Source organism: Streptosporangium saharense (assembly GCF_014203715.1).
Classification (GTDB): Bacteria; Actinomycetota; Actinomycetes; order Streptosporangiales; family Streptosporangiaceae; genus Streptosporangium; species Streptosporangium saharense.
In genome coordinates, this window is sequence record NZ_JACHJP010000008.1 from 82,323 (window position 1) to 105,592 (window position 23,270).

Genomic DNA, 23,270 nt, shown 5'->3' on the forward strand with positions numbered 1-23,270 from the left:
GGCGTCCACCGCTGTTGGAATTTTTCGGAAAGGGGCTAGGCAGAGGGGGCGCGGTGCTGCCGCTCGGCCAGGAGCTTCCTGACGATCTCCCGGTTCAGCCGGGCGTGCCTGAGCGCGTGCTCGGCGGCGAGCTCCGCCGAGCCCGAGGCGATCGCCTCGAACCACGCCGAATGCTCCTCGAACAGGTCGTACGGGTCGCCGGTCTGCCGCAGCAGCCAGTGCAGCCGCCCCTGGAGGGGTTCGAGCACGGTCTGCAGGAGGACGTTGTGGGACAGCTTCAGGATCTCGTCGTGGAAGGCCTCGTTGGCCTCGCCGAGGGCCACCCGGTCGCCGGAGTCGAGCGCCTTGCGGGCCCGGTCCAGGATGCCCCGCACCCGCCGCAGCTCGGCCTTGGTCGCCCGGGTCGCCGCCTGCTGGCTGGCCAGGACCTCAAGGGCCTCCCTGACGTCGAACAGCTCCTCGACGTCCTGCTCGGAGAGCTCGGCGACGACCGCGCCCCTGCGGGGGATCGTCCTGACGAACCCCTCGCTCTCCAGGGCCCGGATCGACTCGCGCACCGGCAGTCTGGAGACACCGAGCTGGGCCGCGATCTCGGTCTCGACGAGCCGGGTGCCCGGAGGATAGACGTCGTCGATGATGCGCTGGCGCAGCTCGTCGCGGACCCGGTCCCTGAGCGGCTTGTAGTCGGCGTCGATGTCGAACGAACCCGGCGTGTCAGCCTGCCTGCTCACAGGGTCGTCTCCCCGGTGTTCCGTCTCGGCCCAGGACCGTCGCCGACGGGTGCCGGACGCTCGGTGCTTCCGAAAGGATAGCGCCGCCGGAAGTCGTCGGCCGCCGCGTCGAACGTGGTGAACTCGACCCCGGGAAGGCCGAGCCAGTCGTCGAAGAGCCGCTCCAGCATCATCAGCACCTGGGGCCGTCCCGACACGTCGGGGTGGAGCGTCATGGGGAAGACCCCGTAGTCGAGTTCGCGGTAGACCCAGTCGAACTGGTCGCGCCAGAGCTGCTCGACATCGCGGGGACTGACGAAGCCGTGGCTGTTGGCCGACTTCTTGACGAACATCATCGGCGGCAGGTCGTCCACGTACCAGTTGCCGCAGAACTCCACGAGGTCGACCTCGGTGCCGTGTTTGAGGGGCTTCATCCAGTCGGCGGCCCGTCCGGAGTAGTCGATCTTCGTCCACTCGTCGCCGACCCTGGCGTAGAAGGGGTGGAAGTCGTTGTAGTTCTGCGAGTGGTCGTAGGAGAAGCCGAACTCCCTGAGCAGACCGGCCGTGTTCGGGCTCATCTCCCACCAGGGGGCGACGTAGCCGCGCGGTGGCCGTCCCCACAGCCGCTCGACCAGCTCAACACAGCGGCCGAGCACGTCCCGTTCCTGGTCGGGGGACATGTCGATGGGATTCTCGTGGGAGTAGCCGTGCGCCCCGATCTCGTGCCCCGCCTCGGCGACGGCCGCCATCTCGGTGGGGAAGGTCTCGATGGAGTGGCCGGGAATGAACCAGGTCGTCCGCAGGCCGTACCGCTCGAAGAGCTGGAGCAGGCGCGGGGTGCCCACCTCACCGGCGAAGACCCCGCGCTGGATGTCGTTGGGTGAGTCCTCGCCGCCGTAGGAGCCGAGCCACCCCGCGACGGCGTCGACGTCGACCCCCACGAGGATCTTTATGTCCTTGGCCATGTTGTTCCTCGTCTCTGTTCCGGGTGGACGGGGTGCGGACCGGCGAGCAGCGCGCCGTACCCGGTGATCGGGGTGGTGTCCCCGGCCAGGTCGAGCGCCCGCCACAGCGTCGCCGCGACGCTGTCCACCACCGGGACGCCGTGCGTGGCCTCCCAGCGGGCGGCCAGATGCGCGGCGCGCACGTTGGTGCACACCACCGCGACGGCGTCGCACCCCTCGGCGGCGAGCCCGGCGAAGGCCTCGTCCAGCTCGGCGTCGGTGATCAGCGCGAAGTCGTAGTTGGTGCTCCGGCCGAGGTGACGGGCCGCCCGCACCGCGAGGCCCTGCTCGGCGTAGTGCGCGGCGATGGCCGCGCCGACATCCGGTGTGTACGGCGTGAGCAGACCGGGGCGCCTCGACCCGAAGGCCCGCAGCGCCGCGAGCATGGCCAGTGTCGAGGTGGTCGCGGGGACACCGGTGACCTGTTCCATGGCCTGGCACAGGCGTTCGTCACGACCGGGGCCGAGCCACGAGCCCGAGGTGCCGTTCCAGGCGACGACGTCCACGCGGGCGTCGCCGAGGAGCCTGGCGGCGTCGGTGAAGGTGTCCTGGTCGAACTGTCGGGTGTCGGCCGGGTCAAGGCTGATGCTCGTCACCCTGATCCGGGTGAAGTGGACCGAGACGTCGTTCCTGGCGGCCAGCAACGCGTTCGTCACGGGCTCCACGACGGTGTTGGAAGACGGGGCGATCATGCCTATCCGCCGGGCGGTCGGCTGCACTGTGCCTCCGCTCAGAGGGGTCGATTAGGGATACGGTATACAGGATCCTAAGAAGTGGTTCGCAGGAAAACAAGTCGTTGACACTGGTATAGGTCGCGCTTAATCTCCATATACCGCTAACCGGATACCCACTGTAACGGCGCTCTGACGGACCACCCCGGCCGTCGGACCAGCGAGGATTCCCGCCCAGGCGGGCATCGAACACGTCTGCCCATAGCTCCGGATCATGGCCATTGCGACGCCGCCGGAGGGACCAGGGCGCGTTCCACTCAGTGCCCAGGAGACCGTCGTGTCACCTACCGTTCGCGCACCCCAGTCGCCGGCTTCGGATCGCCACCCGGTAGACGAAGTCCTACCCATCCCCCAGTTGTTCTTCTTCGGCCTGCAGCACATGTTGATCATGTATGCGGGCTGCGTGGCCGTCCCGCTCGTGCTCGGAGCGGTACTCAAACTCGACACCCACACCATCGCACTGATCGTCAACGCCGACCTGCTGGTGGCCGGAATCGCGACCATCATCCAGAGCGTCGGCCTGACCCGCTTCTTCGGCATCCGGATGCCGGTCGTCGCGGGTGCCTCCTTCACCTTCCTCACCCCGATGATCCTGATCGGCTCCGAGTACGGCCTGCCGACGATGTACGGCTCGATGATCGCCGCCGGCATTTTCGGCATCCTGGTCGCCCGGCCGTTCTCCAAGGTGCTGCGGTACTTCCCGTCCCTGGTCACCGGCTGCGTGATCACGATCATCGGACTGTCGTTGATCAAGGTCAGCGCGGATCTGATCATCGGCTCCGACCCGGCCGCCGCCGACTACGCGAGCGTGCGGTACATCCTGCTGGCCTTCGGCGTCGTGGCGATCATCATCCTGGTGAACCGGCTGTTCGGCGGGTTCGTCCGCAACGTCTCCGTACTCTTCGGACTCGCCATCGGCGCCGTGATCTCCTGGTTCATGGGCCTGGCGGACTTCTCCTCGGTCGCCGGGGCCAAGTGGTTCGGCTTCTCCACCCCGCTGCAGTTCGGCGCGCCGGAGTTCCGGATCGTTCCAATCATCGCGATGTGCGTGGCCATGGTTGTCGTCTTCAGCGAGATGACCGCCTGCGTCCTGGCCATCGGGGACGCCGTCGGCAAGAAGGTCACCGACAAGGACATGGCAAGGGGCCTGGCCACCGACGGCCTCGCCGCCCTGCTGGCCGGGTTCATGAACTCCGTGCCCGACTCGACCTTCGGCCAGAACGTGGGCCTGATCAGCCTCACCAAGGTCAAGAGCCGCTACGTCATCACGGTCACCGGAATCCTGCTGGTGATCATGGGTGCCATCCCCAAGCTCGGCGAGGTTGTCGCCAGCCTGCCGGGACCCGTGATCGGCGGCGCCGGACTGGTGATGTTCGCGATGACGGCGGCCGTGGGCATCCAGATGCTCCAGAAGGTCGACTTCGAGGGCAACCAGAACCTGCTCATCGTCGCCGTGGCCCTCGGGGTCGGCATGCTGCCGGTCGCGGTCCCCACGATCTACCAGAAGTTCGACCAGGACGCCCAGTTCATCCTCGGCAGCGCGATCACGGCGACCGTGGTCGTGGCGCTGCTGCTCAACCTCCTCTTCAACCACCTGCTGGTTCGCAAGGAAGAACCGGCCACCGAGGCACCCGAACTCGCCGAAGCCCGGGAGGGCACGGCCTGAGTCCCACGCTTCGGCGTAAGCAGACACGTATCTAAGGAGCACCACGTCATGGGTCAGGCGCCCGTCTCAGCGAACCTCCGGCGGATCCTCAAGGTCATCGAGGACGGCTCCCACGACATGGCCACCGGGTGGAACCTCCCCCGGGAGTGCTATGTCGATCCGGAGTTCTACGCCTTCGAGCAGGAGGCCATCTTCATGCGGCAGTGGCTGTGCCTCGGCCGCGTGGACGAGATCCCGAAGCCCGGCGACTTCGTCCGCGTCGACATGGGCGACGAGCCCCTGATGATGGTCCGTGGCAAGGACATGGAGATCCGGGTCCTCAGCCCCATCTGCGCGCACCGGGCCCATCTGGTGTGCGAGGGGTCGGGGAACACCGGAAGGCTCTTCCGCTGTCCCTTCCACGCCTGGACCTACGGCCTGGACGGCAACCTCATCGCGGCGCCCTCCATGAACGACACCGTGGGCCTCAAGCACCTCAAGGGAGAGGCCTACCTTCCCTCGCACCGGGTCGAGATCTGGAACGGATTCGTCTTCACCAATCTCGACCCGGACGCGAAACCCCTCGCGCCCACCCTCACCAAGCTGACCGCCGAGCTGGAGAACTACCACATCGGCGACATGGTGAGCATGCCGGTGGCCGAACTGCGCGACAACCCGTGGAACTGGAAGTCCCAGCTCGAGAACGGCATCGAGCCGTACCACAGCGCCTACCTCCACGGCATGCTGCACGACTTCGCGCACGTCAGGCTGACCAGCTTCGTGGACATCGACCCCGACGAGGGCGCGATCTACCACCCGACCGGCTTCTACCACCCCGACGCCGGGTTCAACCCGACCACCAAGGCGCTGCTGCCGATCATCCCGACGCTCGGCGAGAAGGAGCGCAACCAGGTCATCTTCGCCTCGATCCCGCCGAACCTCGGCTTCGGGGCGGTGCCCGAGGGCCTGTTCTACTACCTCGTCCTGCCCGCGGGGCCCGAGCACATGAACCTGCGCATCGGCCACCTCTACCCGGAGGAGTCGACCAAGCACCCCCGCTTCGAACAGCTCTACAAGATCGCTCAGGACGGCCTCGTCCTCTTCCACCAGCAGGACGCCAGCTCGGACGCCTCCCTCCAGAAGGGCATGCGCTCCCGCTTCCGCCGACCCGGCCGCTACTCCTTCCAGGAGGAGTCGCTCCTGCAGTTCAACCAGTGGCTGCTGAAGCGCTACCAGGACTACGTGGCCCTGACCGAGGGCGCCCCCGAACCCGCGGTCACCCGCTGAACTCTCGCTGAAGGAGGAGAAACACCGTGAAACTCTCTGTCGACCGCACCCTGTGCGACGGTAACGGCGTGTGCATGGGCATCGCCCCCGACGTCTTCGACATCGACGACGACCTGAACCTGCACATCGCGGACGAGATCCCCGACGACCCGGCCGTCCAGGCCCAGGTCCGGCAGTCGGTCACCTCCTGCCCGGTCCTCGCCCTGACGCTGGAGGAATGATCGACCGTGGTGGGCGAAACCTCACAGACCATCGTGGTGGCCGGCGGCTCCCTGGCCGGCCACACCGTGGTCACCGAACTCGAACGGCACGGCTTCGCGGGTCAGATCGTCTGGGTACGGGGCCGGGAGGGCACGGCCCCCTACTCCCGGCCCGCGCTGTCCAAGGAACTCATCCAGGGCAAGGTCACCGCCGAGACGATCCGCCTCCCCGTGCCCCAGCCGTACGGCCCGCGAGTGCGGATCATGGACGGCGCCGTCTGCGCCGGGCTCGACCCGCACGCCGACCGGGTCCTCGTCACCCAACCGGACCTTAGCGAGCGGTGGATCGACTTCGACGCCCTGTTCGTCTGCACCGGAACCCAGGCCAGGGTGCCCGAGGCGTTCGCCGGACTGCCCGGCGTGCACAGCCTGCGCACCCTCGCCGACGCTGAGCGGATCAAGGACCGCCTCGCCGTACGGCCCCGCACCGTTGTCGTCGGAGCGGGACTGGTCGGCAGCGAGATGGCAGCGTCCCTGCGCTCCTGCGGGCTGCCCGTCGAGCTGATCGTGCAGGGACAACTGCCGATGGAGGCCGTCTTCGGCGCCGAACTCGGCAGATTCTGTCTGGAACGGCACCACGCCAACGGCGTCACCACCCGCCTCGGCGCGACCGTCACCGCCCTGACCGCGGAAGGACCGGTCACGCTGACCTACGACGACGGGGAGTCGAGCACGGCCGACATGGTCGTCCTCGGGCTCGGCGCGGTGACCTCCTGCGACTGGCTCGACGGCTGCGGACTCGACCTGTCCGACGGCCTCGGCTGTGACGAGGCCCTGCGCACCGCGCGGCCCAACATCCTCGCCGCGGGGGACGTCGCCAACTGGCGCCACCCCCTGTTCGGCCACCGGATGCGGGTCGAACACTGGAGCAACGCCTCCGCGCAGGCCCGCCACGCCGTGGAGAGCTGGCTGGCCGGTCAGGAGGGCAGGCAACCGCCCGCCTTCGCCGACGTGCCGTACTTCTGGTCCGACCAGTACGGCCTCAAGTACCAGATGGTCGGCCACGCCCGGGGTCACGACGAGGTCCACGTCGAGGAGGCAGGAACGGGCGGGTACCCGTTCGTCACCTACCTCCGCGGGGGCCGGATCGTCGCCGCCGCGGGCGTCAACGCCCCCCGCGCGGTGATGCGCATGAAAGCCCGCATCCAGGCCGACCTGGCCGGAGATCCGACGAGCGAGGAGGTGTACGCACGGTGAACGGCGATTCCACCGGTGACCGGGCGCTGCCCGAGGTGATCAGGGACAACATGTGGTCGCTGCTGAGCGACCGCTACCGCACCAACCGCCGCGCCGCCCACACGCCGACCGAGGACGAATACCTCCACGACCGCCCCTTCTGGCCCGCCTTCACCTTCGAGGAGGTACGGCACGCGGTCGAGGACGGCGTGGACAGGATCCTGGTGACCTTCCACGACACCGACGTCCCCGAGGACACGCTGGGCTTCAGGATCGACCTGGACACGGCCATGGCCGAGTGGTCCAGGCGGGTCGGCGGGCGTGACCCGCACAAGCACCCGGAGATGTTCGCCGCCGAGCTGATCTGGTTCATGGTCTGCTTCATCGGCGTCGCCGACCTCGACGGAGAGCCGGGCACGCCCGAGGCCCCGCACTGGATCAACAACGGCTCCGAGATCTTCGGAAAGCTGAAGAACAACCCGAACATGGACACCTTCGAGTCCCATCACTGACGCCCTCACCGGCGTAGGAAAGGCCAGGAGTCACCCATGGCAGTTGTCGAGATCGAGAGGCCACGCGACGGTGTCGCGATCATCCGGCTCAACCGGCCGGAGGTGCGCAACGCGCTCAACACCGAGGTGCGTGAGCTGCTCGCCGCCGCCGTCGAGGAGCTCAACCGGGATGACGACGTCGGCGCGATCGTCCTGACAGGCGGGGACACGGTCTTCGCCGTCGGCGCCGACCTGGGCGAACAGGCCGGACGCGACGTGGTCGGCGCGATCCGCGCCTACACCCACCAGGCGTTCTGGTACAGCGGCAAGCCGGTGATCGCCGCGGTGAACGGCGACGCCTTCGGCGGCGGCAACGAGTTCATCCTCCAGTGCGACTTCGTCATCGCCGCGGAGAACGCCCGCTTCGCCCAGACCGAGGTCACCATCGGCCTGGTCCCCGGCGGCGGCGCCACCCAGCGGCTGCCCAGGGCCATCGGGCGGCAGAACGCCATGTACGCCCTGCTCACCGGCGCCCCGATGAGCGCCGACGACGCCCACCGGCTCGGCTACGTCTCCGAGGTGGTCGCGGGCAACGCCATCGACAGGGCCGTCGAACTGGCCGCCCTCATTGCCTCCCGCCCGAGGCTGGCCGTACGCCAGATCAAGGAAGTCGTCCGCCTCGGCCTGGACACCTCCTTCGAGGCGGGAATAGCCCTGGAACGCCGCGGCTACCAACTCATGTTCGGCACCCACGACCTCAGAGAGGGCTTCGCCTCAATCCAGGAGGGCAGACCCCCAAAATTCACCGGCGACTGACGCCTCTCGGCCTGGACCACCTGCGCCGCGGTCTCATGCGGAGATGGAACGCGCGGGAGCCAGGCTGAGCAGGCCGCAGCCGTACGCCTTGGCACGTCCGATGCCGTTGACCAGCGCGGCGGTGAAGGCCTCGGGGTCGGTGACCACCAGATGACCGTCGTAACGGACAGGATCAATGGTGATGTGCCGTGCCTGTCGTTTCTTCCCGACCAACCTGGGAGCGGGAATGGCAACCACATCGGGCGTGCCCTGCCGACTGACGGGAACGACGAACCCGTGCCGCTCACCCTTACCGACAAGCCACTCGACCTGCTCGGTCGGCTGCCGAAGCGGGATGCGCCTGCGCTGGACACAACGGGTCGGATTGGCCATCAGCCGGAACGTGAGCTTCCTGCCCGGTCGGATCGACTCAAGCAGCGGCTGGAGGGGACGCACCTCCGCGGGCCTCAGCAGCGATCTCTCGGGGAGATGGCTCCAGTCCGGGGCGGTCTGGCTCTGCACGTACTGGACGATCTGTCCCCCGGGGAGTTCGTCGACGCGCCAGAGAACACCGTGCGTGCTGCGGTAGACGGTGGTCGGCGGCAGCTCGGGATAGGCCGACATCACCGTCCTGTGCATGTCATGGACGTCCGAGGCGTCACGCCGGAAGTCCGGGGACTGGGGGTTGATGGTGAGCTTGGTCAGGAACACAGCGTTTCTCCCGCGGGGATCATGCCGTCGGTCAGCGGGACCTCGCCCGTCCAGACGGCGCGGGGCGCGAACCGCCTGTTGCCCTCGGCGAAGCTGAGCGGCTGGTCGTGACGGACCTCCGTACCGGCCACGCCGGGCGGGCACTCCACGACGGTACGCAGCCCCGGACGCTCCGTCTGCCCCTTCATCCATGCACGGGTTCGTGGGGAAGTCTCAAGCCAGCCGTACTCCTTGAGCACATCCTCGGCGCTCCGGGCGACGGGTCCCTCCCCGGGAGCGAGGAGCGGACGGGCGGGAACATAGGCCTTGCGGCCGAAGGACAGCCGCCAGTGCGGACGTTCCACCGCCTCGGCCACCCTGGTCAGTATCCGTTCCCCACCCTCAAGCACCACCAGGAAGAGCGCGTCCGCCAGGTAGTAGCGCTCACTCACGACGGTGCGGTGCCCGGTGCCCTGCGTGGTCGGCACGTTCTGGGTGACGTGATAGTCCCGCTCCATGACCCCCTCCCGATCCACCCGTACGGCCAGGCGGAGCCCGGCGATCACGGCCAGGGCCATGTCGTCGTTCCGGTCGATGCCCAGGGCGGCGGCCAGCAGGCCCACGACCCCCGACTTCGTCGGCTCGGGCATGGTGTCACGGATGATGCCGCGTGACCTGATTCCCCACGACTGCATCGGCGCGTCGAAGCACAGCGCCAGGGACATCACGTCGTCGCGCGTCACCGACCGTACTCCCCGGCGGTGAGCACGGCGGAGGCGAAGGCGTCGAGGCTGTCCACGGTCAGCACCCCTTCGACCTCGGGAATCTCCCCGGACACGGACGCCGCGACCGCGGCACGGATCCCGTCGGAGCCGAAGAAACCACGGAGCCTGGCGAAGTGATTGACGAGCCTCTTGGTCGAACCGTCCATGAGGTCGTTGTCGGTGACCGGCTTGAGGAAGGCGTTGGCGAGGTTCCAGGCTCCCCGCTCACGCACCACGCCCAACAGGGTGTCGGGCATGGTCCTGGCCGACATCGAGTTCTGCTTGCCACCGGGCACGGCGTTGACGAACGCCAGCAGCCAGGCACGCGCGGTGCGCTCGGCGAGATCGACGTCGCCCTGGAGGTTCTCCGCCAACTGCGCGAGATCGACGTTGGCGTACCGGTAGTAGCAGGCGGTGTTGAAGTCGATCGTGCCGAGCATGTCGGCCCCGGACTCGTCGTCGGGCTTCAGGTCGTCGACCGCGGTGTAGAAGTCGAACTCGGCGGCGACGACATGCGTCGAGATCGCATGGGCGACCTGGGCGGCGGCGTTGACGTTGAGGTCCTTGTTGTCGGCGATCATCCGCCCGAACAGCGCGACGTCGGCGGCCCTGCTCGCGTCGAGGATCCGGCGAACCTCGGCCTGCGCTGCCTTGTCCGGCTTGACCTTCGTCTGCTGGGCCTTGGTCCTGGCGGCGGCGAACTTCTCCAGAGCGTCCCACTCGTTGAGGCAGTAGCTCGTCAACTGGTCGATCGACTCCCGGCCGACGTAGAGCAGGTACTGGGTGAGTCCCCTGGCCGGGTCCAGCCCGAAGCCGAGCTGCTGGAGGGCAGCCGTGGCGACCACCCGTGCCTCCTCCTGGTCGCGGCCCTTCTGGACCAGGCGCTCCACGACGCTGTCGAGCAGCCGCTTGGTACGGACACCGACCTCGGAGCTGTCCAGGCCGTACTCCTCGAACAGCAGCCGCGCCGCGCGCTTGATGCTCTGGCTGGAGACGCGCGCGCGGGTGTATCCGCCGAAGGTGGCTGTTTTGGGCTGGCCGATGTCGTCCCGGTTGAGGTTGCTGACGGGGAAGGACTGGAGCAGGTGCAGTTCGATGATCATTCGGTTGTCTCCGGGAGAACAGAGGAGTCCTGGGGCGTCACGCCCGAGATCGGCATGTGGTACTCACGGGCCCAGCGCAGGCGCACCTCGCTGGCCAGGTCGCCACGGTGGTTTCCGCCGAGGAGCACGACGAGGTCGTCGAGAAGCTGGTCGTAGTGCACGGGGACGTCATGGCTGGACAGCAGCCGGACCGTCTGCCGCAGATGGTGGGGCAGGGAGTTACGGTCCATGGTGAGGAGCGCGGAGAGCCGCCGCTCGACCCTCGGACTGTCCAGCTTCTTCTGTAGCCGTCCCAGGGAGGCGCCCAGCGAGCGGGGGCGAGGCGGGTTCGCCCAGTCCAGCGGGTGCAGTGCGAACAGCCCCCCGAGTAGCAGCCAGACCTTCTCCTCCTCCGAGTCCTGGGGCTGGCCCCGCCGGAACGCGACCACGGAAGCCTGATGCTGTTTACCCTCGACGAGGCCGTACCGCAGATGGGCGAGCGACCGGCGCGCCTCGGCGGCCGCGCTTCGGTTCTCGGAACGCAGGGCCTTCTCCAGGCCGCGGAGATGTTTGACGTAGACGCGACGCCGATCGCGGGGTGAGTCAGGCATTCGTCTCCTCCTTTCCCATGGTGTAGGCGACGATCCTGGCGTAGAACGTGTGCTCCGATGTCGCGAGCCGTGAGTGGAACACCCCGTGGTGTTTGCCGAGGGCGGCCATCGCGCGTCCCTGCGCCGGTGAACCGGCGACCCAGCGCTTCGCGACCGAGGTGGCGAGGTGCTTCACCCATCGGGCCCATTCCCGGATGGCGGGCAGCTCGGAGTGGTTATCGACTTGGGCGTCGCCGAGAGAGACCAGGAAGGTGCCGAAGGGGCGGGAGAGCCGTGGCCAGTACTGGTGGTCGATGTCCGGCGTCGTGGTGTCACGGAATTCCTTGCGATACTCCGCCTGGAACGAGCGCAGCGCGGAGCCCGCGTCGTCGGCAAGCGCGATCGCGTGACCGATGATCGAGCCGAGGTTCTCGTCCCGCGCGCGCAACAGCGGAACGGGCGCGGGGACCCGCTCCTCCATCCACGCCTCGATCACCGATGCCTTGGAGTCAAGCCGCTGACCGAAGACACGCAGGGTGTAGACGGCGTTCAGGGGGAGGAACCGACGTTCGGCCAGTTCGGCGATATGGTCGAGCGCGGCCGGGCGTTGCCGGTTCTTTCCCTCCTCCCACAGTTCGACGAGCAGAAGCTCCACGCTGTGGCGCCAGACACCGCGCAGCGGATGGAGCCTGACCGGAAATATGGGGGAGCTCTTCTTGAACTTCCCCTTGGCGTCCCGGGGACGGCGGAAGGCCGCCATCCCCTCCTCGTCGATCAGACTCGCGTCGAGGCGTGTCCCGGGGGTGATGACCACGCCGTCGACCAGCGTCTCCTCCCCGGAGCCCGTGGTGGACAGCAGAACACGGCGCGACGGCCAGGTCAGCAGGTCGGTCCAGCCACGCGCCGTACGTTTGTCCGGTCTCGGTGACGGCCCGGTCTCCTCCTCCCACACCGGCCGGTCGTCGGGAGCGGTCATCATGGGCTTCTCGTGGTCCGGCAGGTAGACGCGGGCGTTGAGCAGCAACGTCTCCTTGAGGTTCTCGCCCTCGACCACCACGACGCCGAAGTCGTTGCAGGGCGCGCGCTCCGACGACTTGTCCTTCTCGTACGGCGTCTTCATGCCTCCGGGGTCGAAGGCCTGGACGGTCACCAGCCAGCGCGCCGCCTCCTGCGGAGAGAGCGTCACCCGGTCGGCGGCCGTGGTGTGGTCGAAGAGCGTCACGTTGTTGCCGACCGCTCGATAGGGAACGAGCTTGGCCGCGGTGGCGGGAGTCAGGGATGCCAGCTTCGCGCACTGCATGAACGGCACTTTCGGGTGGAACAGGTCAAACCGATGCCGATGCCGGTGCAGGTACCTGTCCAACGCCTCGGCGGGGAGCCGCTCCGCCGCCCACAGCTCCTGCCAGGCCGCCTCGCTCTGCGGGCCGTACACACGGTGGAAGAACGCGAGGAGGAGCCGGTGAAGCGCCGCGGTCATCGTCGGAGTCTCGGCGGTGATCTGCCGGATCGTATGCGCGTTCAGGACGACGTCCCTGAGGCTGAGGAGCCCTGTCTCTCCACCGTGCTTGACCACCGGAATCCAGGGCTGGGTGAGGAGGTCGAAGGAAGCCGTCGCGACGACGGAGATCTCCGTGTCGGCGTCCTTCACCGTCACGACGACGGGGGATTCCGGCTCGGCCTCTGTCACGTACAGGCCGAACAGGTCGTTGTAGTGGAGGACATGACCGCCGACGACACACCTGTTGTCGGTGAGGACCACGGCTCTGTGCCCATACAGCCAGGAAGACTCCTGGAAGAGCCTCGGCACGGGTGTCGCGGCGACGGCCCGGATGACCTCGGCGGGAAGGCCAGACCCGACGGCCAATGAGACGGTCGCCTTCTCCAGCGCGCGCAGATGATCCCCCGCCGGTGGGGCGGGGTCGGTCAGATCGATCGGGACGTCGGCTCCGACGGGGACGAACCGGCCGTCCCGCGCCGCCCTGAACAGCACGACCTCGACCGTGAGAAGGGAGTCCATCGTGGGTCTCACCTCTTCCGTGACTGGCGTGTGTTCTTGGTGCTCTTGCCGTGCATGGTCAGCTCACCGAGGTGGGTGACCGTGGTGGGGTGCGGAAGGTACATCAACCGGGCGTCGTGCTCGTTGTTCCTCCGCTGGTTGGCCAGTTTCTCGGCCGCGGCCTGCCAGGAGTCCTCCCATCCGATGGGACAGGCGATCGCCTCCGCGGGGCCGTACACGGCGTCGACCAGCGTGGACACCTCGACGGACATGTCCAGCGTGGTCCGCTCCCGCAGCAGTGCCCAGGTGCGCATCAGTGTCATCGGCGCGTGGATCGTGTGGAGATACTGCGGAAAACGTGGTCCCTTGTCGGTGTCGTCCACACCGGTGATCGCCAGTACGGCCTCGCCGCGTGAAGGCGCCGTGCTGAAACGGTGCACTCGTCCGGCCCGCTGGATGAGGTTGTCCACCGGCGCGAGGTCGGTCAGCATGGCGTCGAAGTCAAGGTCCAGCCCCTGCTCCAGAACGCTGGTGCTGACCACGATCATCTTCGGTGGCCGTTTCCCATTCCGACCTACCGCGGCCTTGAGTTCGGTCTCAATCGCATGGCGCACACCCGCTGGCAACTGGCCGTTGATCGCGAGCAGCCGGGGACGTTCCTCCGGAGAGAGTTTGGCGATCCGCTCCTCAAGAGCCGCATGGGTGGCGACGGCTCTGCGGACCAGGTTGTGCATGACGGCCACACAGCCGCCGTCCGCCACGTGGTTGAGTGCCCAGTCGACCACGTCGTCGTCCGCGACGCGCGTCAGCCGGAGCTTGCGCCCGGTGTTCAGTTCGGACAGGCCCGCCGCTTCGACCATGGGCTTTCCCGCCCCCGCCATCGTCACCCGGGGGTAACCGGTGAACGGTTCCGCCCTGGGCGTTTCCCTAGGCAGGCAGCGCAGCAGACCCGACTGCCAGGCCGCGACCAGCTCATCCCTTCGTTCTGAAGGTAGGGTGGCCGACAGCATCACCACCGACGTCCCCAGCCGTCCGAGCCACGCGAGCAGTCGGTCCAGGAGCGTGGACATATAGACGTCGTAGGCGTGAACCTCGTCGATCACCACGACCTTCCCGGACAGGGCGGTCAGCCGTACGAAAAAGTGCCCTGATCGGATGGCGGCCTTCAACGCCTGGTCGACCGTGCCGACCCCGAGCGGAACCAGCAGGCTCTTCTTGCGGGTGAACCACTCCTTGGCCTGGACGTCGGAGCCGTCCGGGTCGTCCCGGCCGACGTCGGTGGGGGTGATGTTCAGCTCGGCTAGATACTCACCCGCGTTGGAGTAGATCAGCCGTGCCTTGGTCCGGTCATCCCCCAGGTTCTCCAGGAGCTCTTCCAACTCCTCGTGCATCTGGTTGCTCGTCGCCTTGGTAGGCATCGCGACGTAGGCACCCGTCAGGTCCAGATTGTTGATGAGGGCTGCGGCGGCCTGCAGGGCGGCCTTGGACTTTCCCTCGCCGGTGGGAGCCTCCACGATGATCAGGCTGGGCTCGTGGCGGTCGGCGGTGAGCCGCTCGACGACGGTTTGCACCGGTCGTGGCGACTTCTTCGGGAACAACGCGGCGAACGAGGCGGGGAGAGACCAGGGGCGGAGCTCAAGTGTCTCAACGGCGATGGTGGCCCGTTCGTTCGCCTGCTTGGCGTACGCCACCGGATCGGAGATGTCGGCGTAGGTGAAGTTGTCGGCGTCGGAGGCGACCCAGTCGCTGACCGTTGTCAGGGCGGCGAGCCCGACCGCCGCCGCCGTACTCACGTGCACGTCCCACCACGGCAGTCCAGCGGGATCCGGCAGGCCATGGGCCGCGGCGACTTCGCGGACGAAGGCGTCACGCCATCCTTCCCAGGTCTGGCCCCCGTGGTTGTTGACCTCCCGCCGTGCCTGCCGCAGGGCGGCGCCGTTGGGGAAGTGACCGTGATGCCCGCCGAGGGCGACGGCGATCATTTCGGCCGTGTCCGTGGAGGCGTCCCAGCGGAGCAGGAGATCCTTCATGTGCATGGCCGTCACGAGACCATGTGGTGTGTCGACACGCACGTCCAGCCCGGACCTCTTCCGCACCGCTATCAGGTCCGCCGCAATGGACTCATCGGACTCGTCGAACCTCTTCAAGGCGAGTTCGATATTGAGCCCCTGAAAGGTAGGGCTGAACTTCCCAAGATCATGTAGACCGCACAACAGGGCGATCCACGCGTCCGGATCTCCGAGCGGTTCGAAGGCCGCCCGCAGCTCATTGCGGCACCGCGGCCCGATGAGGGGTTCGATCAGCCGCTCGGCGACGGCGGCGGTGTCGAGGGCGTGACAGATAAGAGGATGGTGACCTTTCTTGTCCGTCTTCGCCCAAGGGGACAGAGAAGTCGGGATCGCGTTCACCGGAGCAGATCGACGATCTTTACGAAGTGTGTTCCCCACACTGCGAGCGCGGCTGAGAGTGGGACGAGCGGCCCCCCGGTCCCATCGAGAACATGGTTGACCATGAACCAGGTGGGGGCGGCGGCGCAGGCGGCGATGACAGTCGCGACAGCCAGGATGAGCGCTGTCCGTGCGTGCAACGGGCCGTCTGGGCCTGTCGAGTTGTCTAGACTCAAGGTGCTCCTTCTTTCTAGGTACATGGATGCCAAGTCCTTTGGCCAGGGCAAGTGGGAGCAGAGTGGCCCTCGTTCCAGCGAGGGCCACTCGCTTTTCGACTCATATGAAGATGTGGGCGCTATGGCCAGGACAGCCCGGAAGGCCGTCCTATCCCCGCGTATGCGGGGAAGGTTTGATTCAATGTTGAGCTAACAGATCGGCCTATAACGGAACATCCCGCCGCTATGGGATTTCGAAGTCGCCTTCGAATGCTCATCCTAGGGGCGAGATGGGGTTCGGGGAGGTGGCTATCAGATTTTTTAATGCTCTATACCTAATTAAGATGAGCTTACAGCTCAGCCTACAAGATCTAAGATAGCTGACAGCTCAGCATATAACTTTCTAGCGATGAGGGTTGTGCCTCAATGATGACTCGTCGACCTCTCGGTTCAGGATGAGATGACCTGTCTATCCGATATATTCTCTAATGTGAACTTATGGGAAAATTATCGAGTAAATGAATCGTTGGGCAATGGGTTATGGGTGATGTCGCATCGTCGATATGACGGGGCCTTGCTCTTCTTCCTTGGCTGTCACTCATGCGGCGCGGCTTAGACGCTCTCCTGCGAGAGCCTAGAAGTTTGACCAGTCCAATCGCCCCTCAGGGCGGGTTGTCAAACCTTGCGCTCGACGTCTAGGAAGGAGAGCCGATGGCGGGGAAGAGGAAACCCGATCGGGCCAGGTCTATGAGCGACTTCAGCAGGCCATAGACGGACTTGGCTACCGCCTCGGAGAGACGCCGATTCAACGAAGGCCAGAAGATCCGGCCTGAGCCGAGCATCTCGCAGACCATCACTTCATTGCTCTTGAGGGCGATGCGTTGATGCTCAGGGAGATTTAGTACTGCTTGATCAGGGCTGGCGGTGGAGATCAGGCCCGAAGCGCCACGCGGAGGCGGCGCTTCGGGAGGGAAGAAGGTCAGTCGGACGCTACGACCGACTGCCAGGACGGGGGCATGTTCTTCGAGATCTCTATGCCGGAGAAGATCGACGGTTCCTGGGGGCCGTGCTTCTTGGCCCAGGTGGCCATTTGGGTCAGGCCGTCGGTGAGGGGGACGGAGGTGGTGCCTACGCCGAGGATTTCGCGGGCTCTGTCGTGGGAGGAGAAGGCGTGCACGACCTCGTGCCTGGCCTCCACGTGGCGTACGCGGGGTTCGACGCCCATCGCCGTCGCGACCGCCTCGGCCAGTTCGTTGACGGTGTACGGCGTGTCGCCGCCGATGTTGAAGGTCTGGCCGTAGGCCCTGGGGTTCTCGATCGAGCGGGCGATGGGTGGGGCCACGTCGTCGATGTGGCTGAAGGCCCTGGTCTGCTCGCCGTCGCCGAAGATGACGCACTCCTCGCCGCGCAGGATCTGGTTCATGAAGATCCCGATGACGTTGCGGTAGCGGTCGCCGATGTTCTGCCGCTCGCCGTACACGTTGTGCGGGCGGAAGATGATGTACGGCAGGCCGAACATCTCGTGACTGACCTTCAGCTCCTGCTCGACGGCGTACTTCGCGATGCCGTAGGGGTCGACCGGGGAGGGGATCAGGTCCTCGGTCATGGGCGGTTCGGCGTGGCCGTACACCGCGATGGAGGAGGTGAAGACGAAGCAGCGGACGGTGCCCGCGTTGACGGCCGCGTTGATGAGGTTGACGCTGCCGACCACGTTGTTGGTGTAGTTGTAGCGCTTGATGAAGTGGCTCAGCCCCTCGGCCGCGTAGGCGGCCAGATGGAACACGTGGTCGAACCTCCATTCGGCGAACAGGGCGTCGACCACGCCGGGGTCGCAGATGTCGCCCTGGTGGAAGTGGGCGCCGGAGGGCACGTTCGCGGCGGTGCCGCCCGACAGGTCGTCGAGCACCACGACCCGGTGACCGGCGCGGAGCAGGTCGGCCGCGACATGGGAGCCGATGAACCCGGCACCCCCGGTGACGAGCGAGGTGTAGGTCATGAAGCTACTTCCTTTCACCGATGAGGACGTGAGACACGGGTTTTTCCAGGGTCCGCAGCCAGCGCAGGATGAACAGGGCGTGGACGAGTTCGCCGAAGGCCAGCACGGTCACCGCGCCGAGCGCGCCCGCCCACGGCACGATCGAGAAGGCCAGCGCCCCGACCGCGACCAGTGAGATCGCCGCCCCCACCGAGGTCGCGGCCAGGGCCCCGGCGCTGGCGTTCTCCATCACGTAGTTGGCGCTGCCGACCGCGAAGATCACCGGCACGCACGCCGCGTAGACGATGACGACCCCGATCCCGCCGTACGGCCGCAGCACCAGCAGCGCGACCGCCAGCACGGCCGGCACGTACAGCACGCCGACCAGCACCAGCAGCCGCAGCCACCGGGCAAGCCGGTCGTAGGTCGCGGTCAGGTCGCGCTGGTTCAGGGAGCGCGAGACGTCGGGCTGTAGCACGCGCAGCAGGTAGGAGAAGGCGTTCAGCAGCAGCGCCGAGGCGACGGAGGCCATGTAGAGGCCGGTGCTCTCGGCCCGTGCGCCGGTCACCTTGAGCACCACGAACAGCAGGCTCATCGACAGGCCGCCGACCAGGTCGGGGATGGCCATCAGCAGCGACGTCCGCACCGCGATCCGCACGAGTGTACGGCGCCGCAGCCCGGCGAACCGGGGACGCAGCATGAGCAGCAGCACCACGTTGAGCGTGGCCATCGTGGTCACGGTCAACGCCAGGAACGTCACCGGGGACACCTCGAACACGAACGCCGCGCCCGTCCAGCAGACCAGCGCCACGCAGAGCGTCAGGTGGGCGGCCACGTCCCGCTTCGGCCTGCCCAGCGCCCTGGACAGGCCGACCATCACCTGGGTGAGGCCGACGCAGATCGCGTACAGCCCGGCCAGTCCGGCGATCGCCCAGTGACCTGAGTGGCCGAGGGAGACCGTGGTCGCCAGCACCGCGAGCGCCACGGAAAGCAGCAGCGCGCAGAGCGTGACGAAGACGCCGACCAGCGACGCGACGGTGTGCCGCAGCCTCGGGATCAGCTTCAGCGCGCACTTCTCGATCCCGATCGAGGCCAGGGGAGCCAGGAACATCATGCTGCCCATGGCCTGGGCATAGTCCTCGTACTCCCCGGCCCCCCAGGCGGCGAGCAGCGCCAGGTTGGACAGCAGCACGGTCCCCCGGAACGCCGCCCGCCCGCCGAGCAGCATCGCCAGGCCCCGAGTCCTGGGTGTTCCCGGCAGTCTCATGTGAGGGGGGCGGCGTAGTCGGAGGTGACGAACCTGCCCTTTCCGCCGACGGTGATCCGTACGGTCTCCGCGGGCACGACCTCCAGCGGGAACTCCCCACCGGCCAGGGTGAACAGCTTGTGCCGTACGGTCTCGTAGACCCCCTCGCCCGCCTCGTCGGTCGGGACGACGTGCACCCGCACCAGCCCTTCGGCGTCCTGGTGCACGAAGCACTCGCTGACCCCGGGGTGGGTCGCGGCCAGGTGCAGGAACGCGTCCGGGTAGAGCCGTTCCCCCGAGGGGAGCGTGACGTAGTCGTTGCTCCGCCCCGTCGTCAGTCGCAACGTGCGGAAACGGCGGCCGCAACGGCACCGCCCTGGCTCGATGAGCCCGATGTCGCCCAGGTTGTAGCGGACCAGCGGCATGGCGCGTTCGAGGAAGGCCGTGACGACGACGTGGCCCTGCTCCCCGTCGGGCAGCGGGATGCCGTTGTCGTCCACGACCTCGCAGTAGATCCGGTCCTCACCCAGGTGGGCGCGGCCGTAGCGGCAGTCGTAGGTGACGTTGAGCACCTCGAACGCCGAGTACTCGTCGAAGACCGGGGCTCCGAACTGCTCGGCGAACAGCTTCCTGTGCTCGGGCAGCAGCAGCTCCGACTCCGTCATGACGATCCGCAGCGTACGGCGCAGCCGGGCCATCTCCTCCGGGGTGAGCGCGCGCAGCAGCGCCCTCAGGTGGACCGGGTAACCGATCAGCACCTTGGGCCGGTTGGCCAGCAGTTCCTCCTTGATCTCCCGCATCGGGCGGTGCGAGAGGATCACGTGCCTGCGGAACAGGTTGAACCGCTCGAACATGCGGGCGGGAGGCGCGAACGGGCGGATGTGGCTGAGCCGGTCGGTCGGCAGGTAGCGTCCGGTCGCCAGGAACCGGCGCACGCAGGCGGCCATGTGGTAGTCGTGGCTGTCCTGGTCGTGCACGATCCTGACCCGCCTGCCCGTGCTCCCGCTGGTCTGGAAGGACAGGCAGTCGTCCAGGTCCACGCCGTCGGCGATCATGCGTTCCAGCGGCTGGTCGCGCAGCACCTGCTTGTCCAGCACGGGAAGACGCGCCAGGTCGGCCAGGGTGCGCAGCGGCCCACCGGCGTAGCGGGGGTCGTCACGGTAGTAGGGCACCCGGGTCCTGGCCACGGCGAGCATCCGGTTGATCCCGTCGAGCTGACGGCGGCGCAGCCCTGCCGCGCCGCCGTACTGCCGGGCGATGGTGAGCGGTATGTAGGCCGCCTCCCGCAGGAGCATCGTTACGCGCTCTCCGACCGCGTCCCGCGCGGCCTGACCCGGCTGGCCAGCGCGTCCCACCAGCGCTGGGGGCTGAAGAAGACCAGCAGCGCCAGCACCACGTGCACCGCGATGAAGGCGAACGCCTCGTTCCTGGTCGGCGGGTGGCCGAGGAACACGGTCATGTGCGAGGCCCAGTCCCACACGGCGGGGATCGTGGCGTAGGCCGGGTCGGTGTGGTCGTTGACCGTGAGGAAGGCCAGGTCCTCAAGACCGGACAGCATCAGCAGCAGCATGCCGTACGCCAACCTGCGCGTGAGGGCAGAGGTGCCGCCGCCGAGCCGGTTGGCCAGCGTGATCGTCAGGATGATCAGCGGCGTCAGCGTGAGCACGTGGTAGTACAGCGCGTAGAAGGACTCCCTGGTCCCGGTCTCCACGCCGCCGTAGAAGAAGATCTTCGGCACGAAGTAGAGGAAGAACACCAGGAACGCGATCGGCAGCGTGATCAGCGGGAGCTTGAGCCGCTTGGCCCAGTCCACGTCGAGTCTGGCGAGGGCCTCGGTGGCGAAGACGAACGGCAGCAGCTTCACCAGGAACAGCCCGAGTGACTTCACCTCCCGGTCGTGCGGCAGGCCGAACCAGACGAAGGCCGCGGCGGCGACGGCCAGCGCGACGAATATCAGGAAGCCGAGGGGCTTGCGGGGGAGCATTGTTGACCTCTCGTGTCAGGCTCGATCTCGAATCGGAGGGTGCGCAGGGCCCGATCGACGGCCTCGTCGAGCGCCTCGCGCGTGTCGGCCACCATGACCAGGTAGCCGAGTTTGTGGCCCGCCTGCGTGTAGGCGTTCACGTGGTCGCCGGGGGACTTGAACACCTGCACCTCGACGACCTCGGGCATCCGCCGCAGGGCGTCGAGTCCCTCGACGGCGGTGAGCGTCCCGTCGGTCTCGGCCGCCAGGATCCGCAGTGTTGCGGTACGGCGCCGCGTGACGTCGATCGTCAGCGGCTCGCCGAGGGCCAGCCGGATGGCGGCCTCGACGGTGTTCAGCCCGAAGGCGTGCCTGACCATCAGCGGCATGCCGTTGCCGCCGAGCCTGGCGCCCATCTCGATGAGGTGGATGTCGCCCGCCGGGGTGAGCACGAAGTCGAGGTTGACCGGCCCCTGCCGGTGCCCGACCTCGGCGCAGATCGCGACGACCGCCTCGCGCAGCCGCGTGTGGACGTCCTCGTCGAGGTCGGCGGGGACGGTGTGGGAGACGCTGATCATCGCGGGCCTGCCGGTGATGACCCGGTCGGTGACCGCCATGAACGCCAGCTCGCCCCCGGCGAGGAAGCACTCCACGGCGCCGTGCCTGCCCTCGACCAGCTCCTCCAGGATCACCTGGCGGGAGAAGGAGTACTTGCGGGCGTACTCAAGTGCGCCGGGCAGGTCGGCGGGGTCGTCGAGGACCGTGATTCCCTTACTGCCCGAGGAGTCGGCGGGTTTGACGATCAGCGGGTAGCCGATCTCGGCCGCGGCCGTCATGAGGTTGTCCACGTCGTCGTCCTGGACGTGCCGGTAGGTCGGCAGCCCGACCCTGGCGACCACCTCGCGGAAGAACCCCTTGTCCACCGAGCAGCGCAGCGCGTCCGGCGCGACCTGGTGCGCCGTCCGGTAGATGCGGCTCAGCGCCGCCACCGACTCCTGGGCGGCGTCACTGGCGGGGGAGATCACGGCCGCGACGTCGACAGGCCCGAGGGCGCGGGCGATGCCCTCGGGATCCCTGCTGGTCATGCAGAGGAAGTGGTCGGCCTCGGCGGCGCCGAGCGCGTCGGGGCGCTGGTCGACGCCGATCACCCGGTAGCCGAGCCTGCGGCCCTCCCGGTAGGCGGGGATCTGGTCCTCGCCCCCGCCGAGCACGATGAGGTTTCTCAACTGGCGTCCTCCCAGACCTCTGGTTCCCTGAAGTGACCGCTGACGTCGGGTGTCTCGTATCCGTAGAGCGCCTCGGCAGCGCGGATCGGGATGTTGGCCTCCCGGATCTGGTAGCGGGGCACGCCGATCGCCTGCACCCGCATCACCCGCACGAGGTAGCGCGCGACGACCATCAGCAGGGCCAGCGCGACCAGGACGGCCACCAGCCCGGCCAGCTCGATCGCCGTCGGCCCGAGCCGCCCGGTGAGCGCCAGCGCGAGCACCGCCGTACCGGCCGCCATCACCACGCCGGACAGGCCGACCAGCCAGGTCAGCGGCCGGAACGAGAACCCGAAGAACAACTCGACGGCGTGCGAGAACAGCTTGCGCAGATTCCACTTGCCCTGGCCGTCGAGGCGGGGCTGGTGCGCGGTGGGCAGCGTGGTGTACCTCGCGCCGAGCAGCGGGGCGGTGGCGATGAAGTACGGCGTGGACAGCCTGCTGTCCACCACCTTGTGCGCCACGCTGGTGCGGACGATCCGGAACACCGACGCCCCCTGGGGCAGCTCGATGCCCAGCCACCTGCGGGCGATCGTCTGGTGCGCCCAGGTGCCGAGCCTCCGGTGCCACGGGTCCTGCCGGTTCTCGCGTACGGCGAAGACCACGTCGTACCCTTCGAGCGCCTTGTCCACCAGACGGTGCATCTCGTGCGGCGGCGACTGCAGGTCGGCGTCGAACTGGACCGTCCACGGCTTGGAGGCGTACTTGAACCCCGCCGAGAAGGCCGCCTCAAGACCGAAGTTCCTGGCGAAGGAGATGTACTTCACCCGGGAGTCCTCGGCGGCGAACCCCTTGATCGCGTCGAGGGTGCCGTCGGTGCTGCCGTCGTCGACGAACAGCAGCTCGACGTCGTCGTACCTCGCCAGCTCGGCCCGGATCTCCCGGTAGGCACGCTCGACACAGTCGATCTCGTTGTAGCAGGGGACCATCGCGGTGATGCCGGGGGGCGGGACACGGCCCGCCCCCCGCTTCACCCGTGAGTCCATCGAACGCACGGA

21 protein-coding genes are annotated in these 23,270 nt (G+C 67.6%); 6 read left to right on the forward strand and 15 right to left on the reverse strand.

What is annotated here, in order from left to right; translation table 11 throughout:
* Positions 1-35: 35 nt before the first annotated feature.
* Genes FHS44_RS42475 through FHS44_RS29690 form a run of 3 tightly spaced genes read right to left on the reverse strand, consistent with a single transcriptional unit; the run spans position 36 to position 2,406 of the window.
* Positions 36-731 (reverse strand): GntR family transcriptional regulator, encoded by a 696-nt coding sequence (locus tag FHS44_RS42475; protein ID WP_221461469.1) that lies wholly within the window; start codon positions 729-731, stop codon positions 36-38.
* Complete coding sequence (locus tag FHS44_RS29685) at positions 728-1,675, reverse strand: polysaccharide deacetylase family protein (protein ID WP_184720626.1); 948 nt, start codon at positions 1,673-1,675, stop codon at positions 728-730. Before FHS44_RS29685 ends, FHS44_RS42475 begins: the two co-directional genes overlap by 4 nt.
* Positions 1,660-2,406, reverse strand: coding sequence for a maleate cis-trans isomerase family protein (locus tag FHS44_RS29690; RefSeq protein ID WP_184720628.1), 747 nt, complete (start codon positions 2,404-2,406; stop codon positions 1,660-1,662). The genes FHS44_RS29685 and FHS44_RS29690 overlap by 16 nt, the downstream gene beginning before the upstream one ends.
* A gap of 253 nt (positions 2,407-2,659) precedes the next feature.
* On the opposite strand from FHS44_RS29690, the gene FHS44_RS29695 reads away from it, so the two are divergent.
* Genes FHS44_RS29695 through FHS44_RS29720 form a run of 6 tightly spaced genes read left to right on the forward strand, consistent with a single transcriptional unit; the run spans position 2,660 to position 8,120 of the window.
* A complete protein-coding gene (locus FHS44_RS29695; RefSeq protein WP_184720630.1) occupies positions 2,660-4,111 on the forward strand; it encodes a nucleobase:cation symporter-2 family protein in 1,452 nt (483 codons plus the stop codon).
* 48 nt (positions 4,112-4,159) lie between these two features.
* Positions 4,160-5,377: an aromatic ring-hydroxylating oxygenase subunit alpha gene (locus tag FHS44_RS29700; protein ID WP_184720632.1), complete on the forward strand. Its 1,218-nt coding sequence runs from the start codon at positions 4,160-4,162 to the stop codon at positions 5,375-5,377.
* A 26-nt stretch (positions 5,378-5,403) separates the two neighbouring features.
* Complete coding sequence (locus FHS44_RS29705; protein ID WP_184720634.1) at positions 5,404-5,598, forward strand: ferredoxin; 195 nt, start codon at positions 5,404-5,406, stop codon at positions 5,596-5,598.
* 9 nt (positions 5,599-5,607) lie between these two features.
* Positions 5,608-6,834 (forward strand): NAD(P)/FAD-dependent oxidoreductase, encoded by a 1,227-nt coding sequence (locus FHS44_RS29710; protein ID WP_184720636.1) that lies wholly within the window; start codon positions 5,608-5,610, stop codon positions 6,832-6,834.
* Positions 6,831-7,325, forward strand: a complete 495-nt coding sequence (locus FHS44_RS29715) for a hypothetical protein (RefSeq protein WP_184720638.1) — start codon at positions 6,831-6,833, stop codon at positions 7,323-7,325. Before FHS44_RS29710 ends, FHS44_RS29715 begins: the two co-directional genes overlap by 4 nt.
* A gap of 36 nt (positions 7,326-7,361) precedes the next feature.
* A complete protein-coding gene (locus FHS44_RS29720; RefSeq protein ID WP_184720640.1) occupies positions 7,362-8,120 on the forward strand; it encodes an enoyl-CoA hydratase-related protein in 759 nt (252 codons plus the stop codon).
* Between the two features lie 33 nt (positions 8,121-8,153).
* On the opposite strand, the gene cas6e is transcribed toward FHS44_RS29720, so the two are convergent.
* The 12 genes from cas6e to FHS44_RS29780 form a co-directional block, all read right to left on the reverse strand.
* A complete protein-coding gene (gene cas6e / locus FHS44_RS29725; RefSeq protein ID WP_184720642.1) occupies positions 8,154-8,810 on the reverse strand; it encodes a type I-E CRISPR-associated protein Cas6/Cse3/CasE in 657 nt (218 codons plus the stop codon).
* Positions 8,801-9,532: a type I-E CRISPR-associated protein Cas5/CasD gene (gene cas5e, locus FHS44_RS29730; RefSeq protein WP_221461471.1), complete on the reverse strand. Its 732-nt coding sequence runs from the start codon at positions 9,530-9,532 to the stop codon at positions 8,801-8,803. Before cas5e ends, cas6e begins: the two co-directional genes overlap by 10 nt.
* On the reverse strand, positions 9,529-10,656 hold the full coding sequence (cas7e, locus tag FHS44_RS29735) for a type I-E CRISPR-associated protein Cas7/Cse4/CasC (protein WP_184720644.1): 1,128 nt from the start codon (positions 10,654-10,656) through the stop codon (positions 9,529-9,531). Before cas7e ends, cas5e begins: the two co-directional genes overlap by 4 nt.
* Positions 10,653-11,246, reverse strand: coding sequence for a type I-E CRISPR-associated protein Cse2/CasB (gene casB, locus FHS44_RS29740; RefSeq protein ID WP_184720646.1), 594 nt, complete (start codon positions 11,244-11,246; stop codon positions 10,653-10,655). The genes cas7e and casB overlap by 4 nt, the downstream gene beginning before the upstream one ends.
* Entirely contained in the window at positions 11,239-13,242 is a 2,004-nt protein-coding gene (gene casA, locus FHS44_RS29745; protein WP_184720648.1) for a type I-E CRISPR-associated protein Cse1/CasA, read from the reverse strand. The genes casB and casA overlap by 8 nt, the downstream gene beginning before the upstream one ends.
* Before the next feature lie 8 nt (positions 13,243-13,250).
* On the reverse strand, positions 13,251-15,932 hold the full coding sequence (gene cas3, locus FHS44_RS29750; protein WP_312863860.1) for a CRISPR-associated helicase Cas3': 2,682 nt from the start codon (positions 15,930-15,932) through the stop codon (positions 13,251-13,253).
* An 870-nt stretch (positions 15,933-16,802) separates the two neighbouring features.
* Positions 16,803-17,819: an NAD-dependent epimerase/dehydratase family protein gene (locus FHS44_RS29755; protein WP_184720650.1), complete on the reverse strand. Its 1,017-nt coding sequence runs from the start codon at positions 17,817-17,819 to the stop codon at positions 16,803-16,805.
* Positions 17,820-17,823: 4 nt separating this feature from the next.
* Complete coding sequence (locus FHS44_RS29760; RefSeq protein WP_184720651.1) at positions 17,824-19,065, reverse strand: hypothetical protein; 1,242 nt, start codon at positions 19,063-19,065, stop codon at positions 17,824-17,826.
* Positions 19,062-20,339 (reverse strand): phenylacetate--CoA ligase family protein, encoded by a 1,278-nt coding sequence (locus tag FHS44_RS29765; RefSeq protein ID WP_184720652.1) that lies wholly within the window; start codon positions 20,337-20,339, stop codon positions 19,062-19,064. Before FHS44_RS29765 ends, FHS44_RS29760 begins: the two co-directional genes overlap by 4 nt.
* 2 nt (positions 20,340-20,341) lie before the next feature.
* Complete coding sequence (locus FHS44_RS29770; RefSeq protein ID WP_184720653.1) at positions 20,342-21,028, reverse strand: hypothetical protein; 687 nt, start codon at positions 21,026-21,028, stop codon at positions 20,342-20,344.
* The gene (locus FHS44_RS29775; RefSeq protein WP_184720654.1) at positions 20,998-22,233 is read right to left on the reverse strand and encodes an ATP-grasp domain-containing protein; all 1,236 of its coding nucleotides are present in this window, start codon (positions 22,231-22,233) and stop codon (positions 20,998-21,000) included. The genes FHS44_RS29770 and FHS44_RS29775 overlap by 31 nt, the downstream gene beginning before the upstream one ends.
* Positions 22,230-23,258, reverse strand: a complete 1,029-nt coding sequence (locus tag FHS44_RS29780) for a glycosyltransferase family 2 protein (protein ID WP_246436252.1) — start codon at positions 23,256-23,258, stop codon at positions 22,230-22,232. Before FHS44_RS29780 ends, FHS44_RS29775 begins: the two co-directional genes overlap by 4 nt.
* Positions 23,259-23,270: the final 12 nt, after the last annotated feature.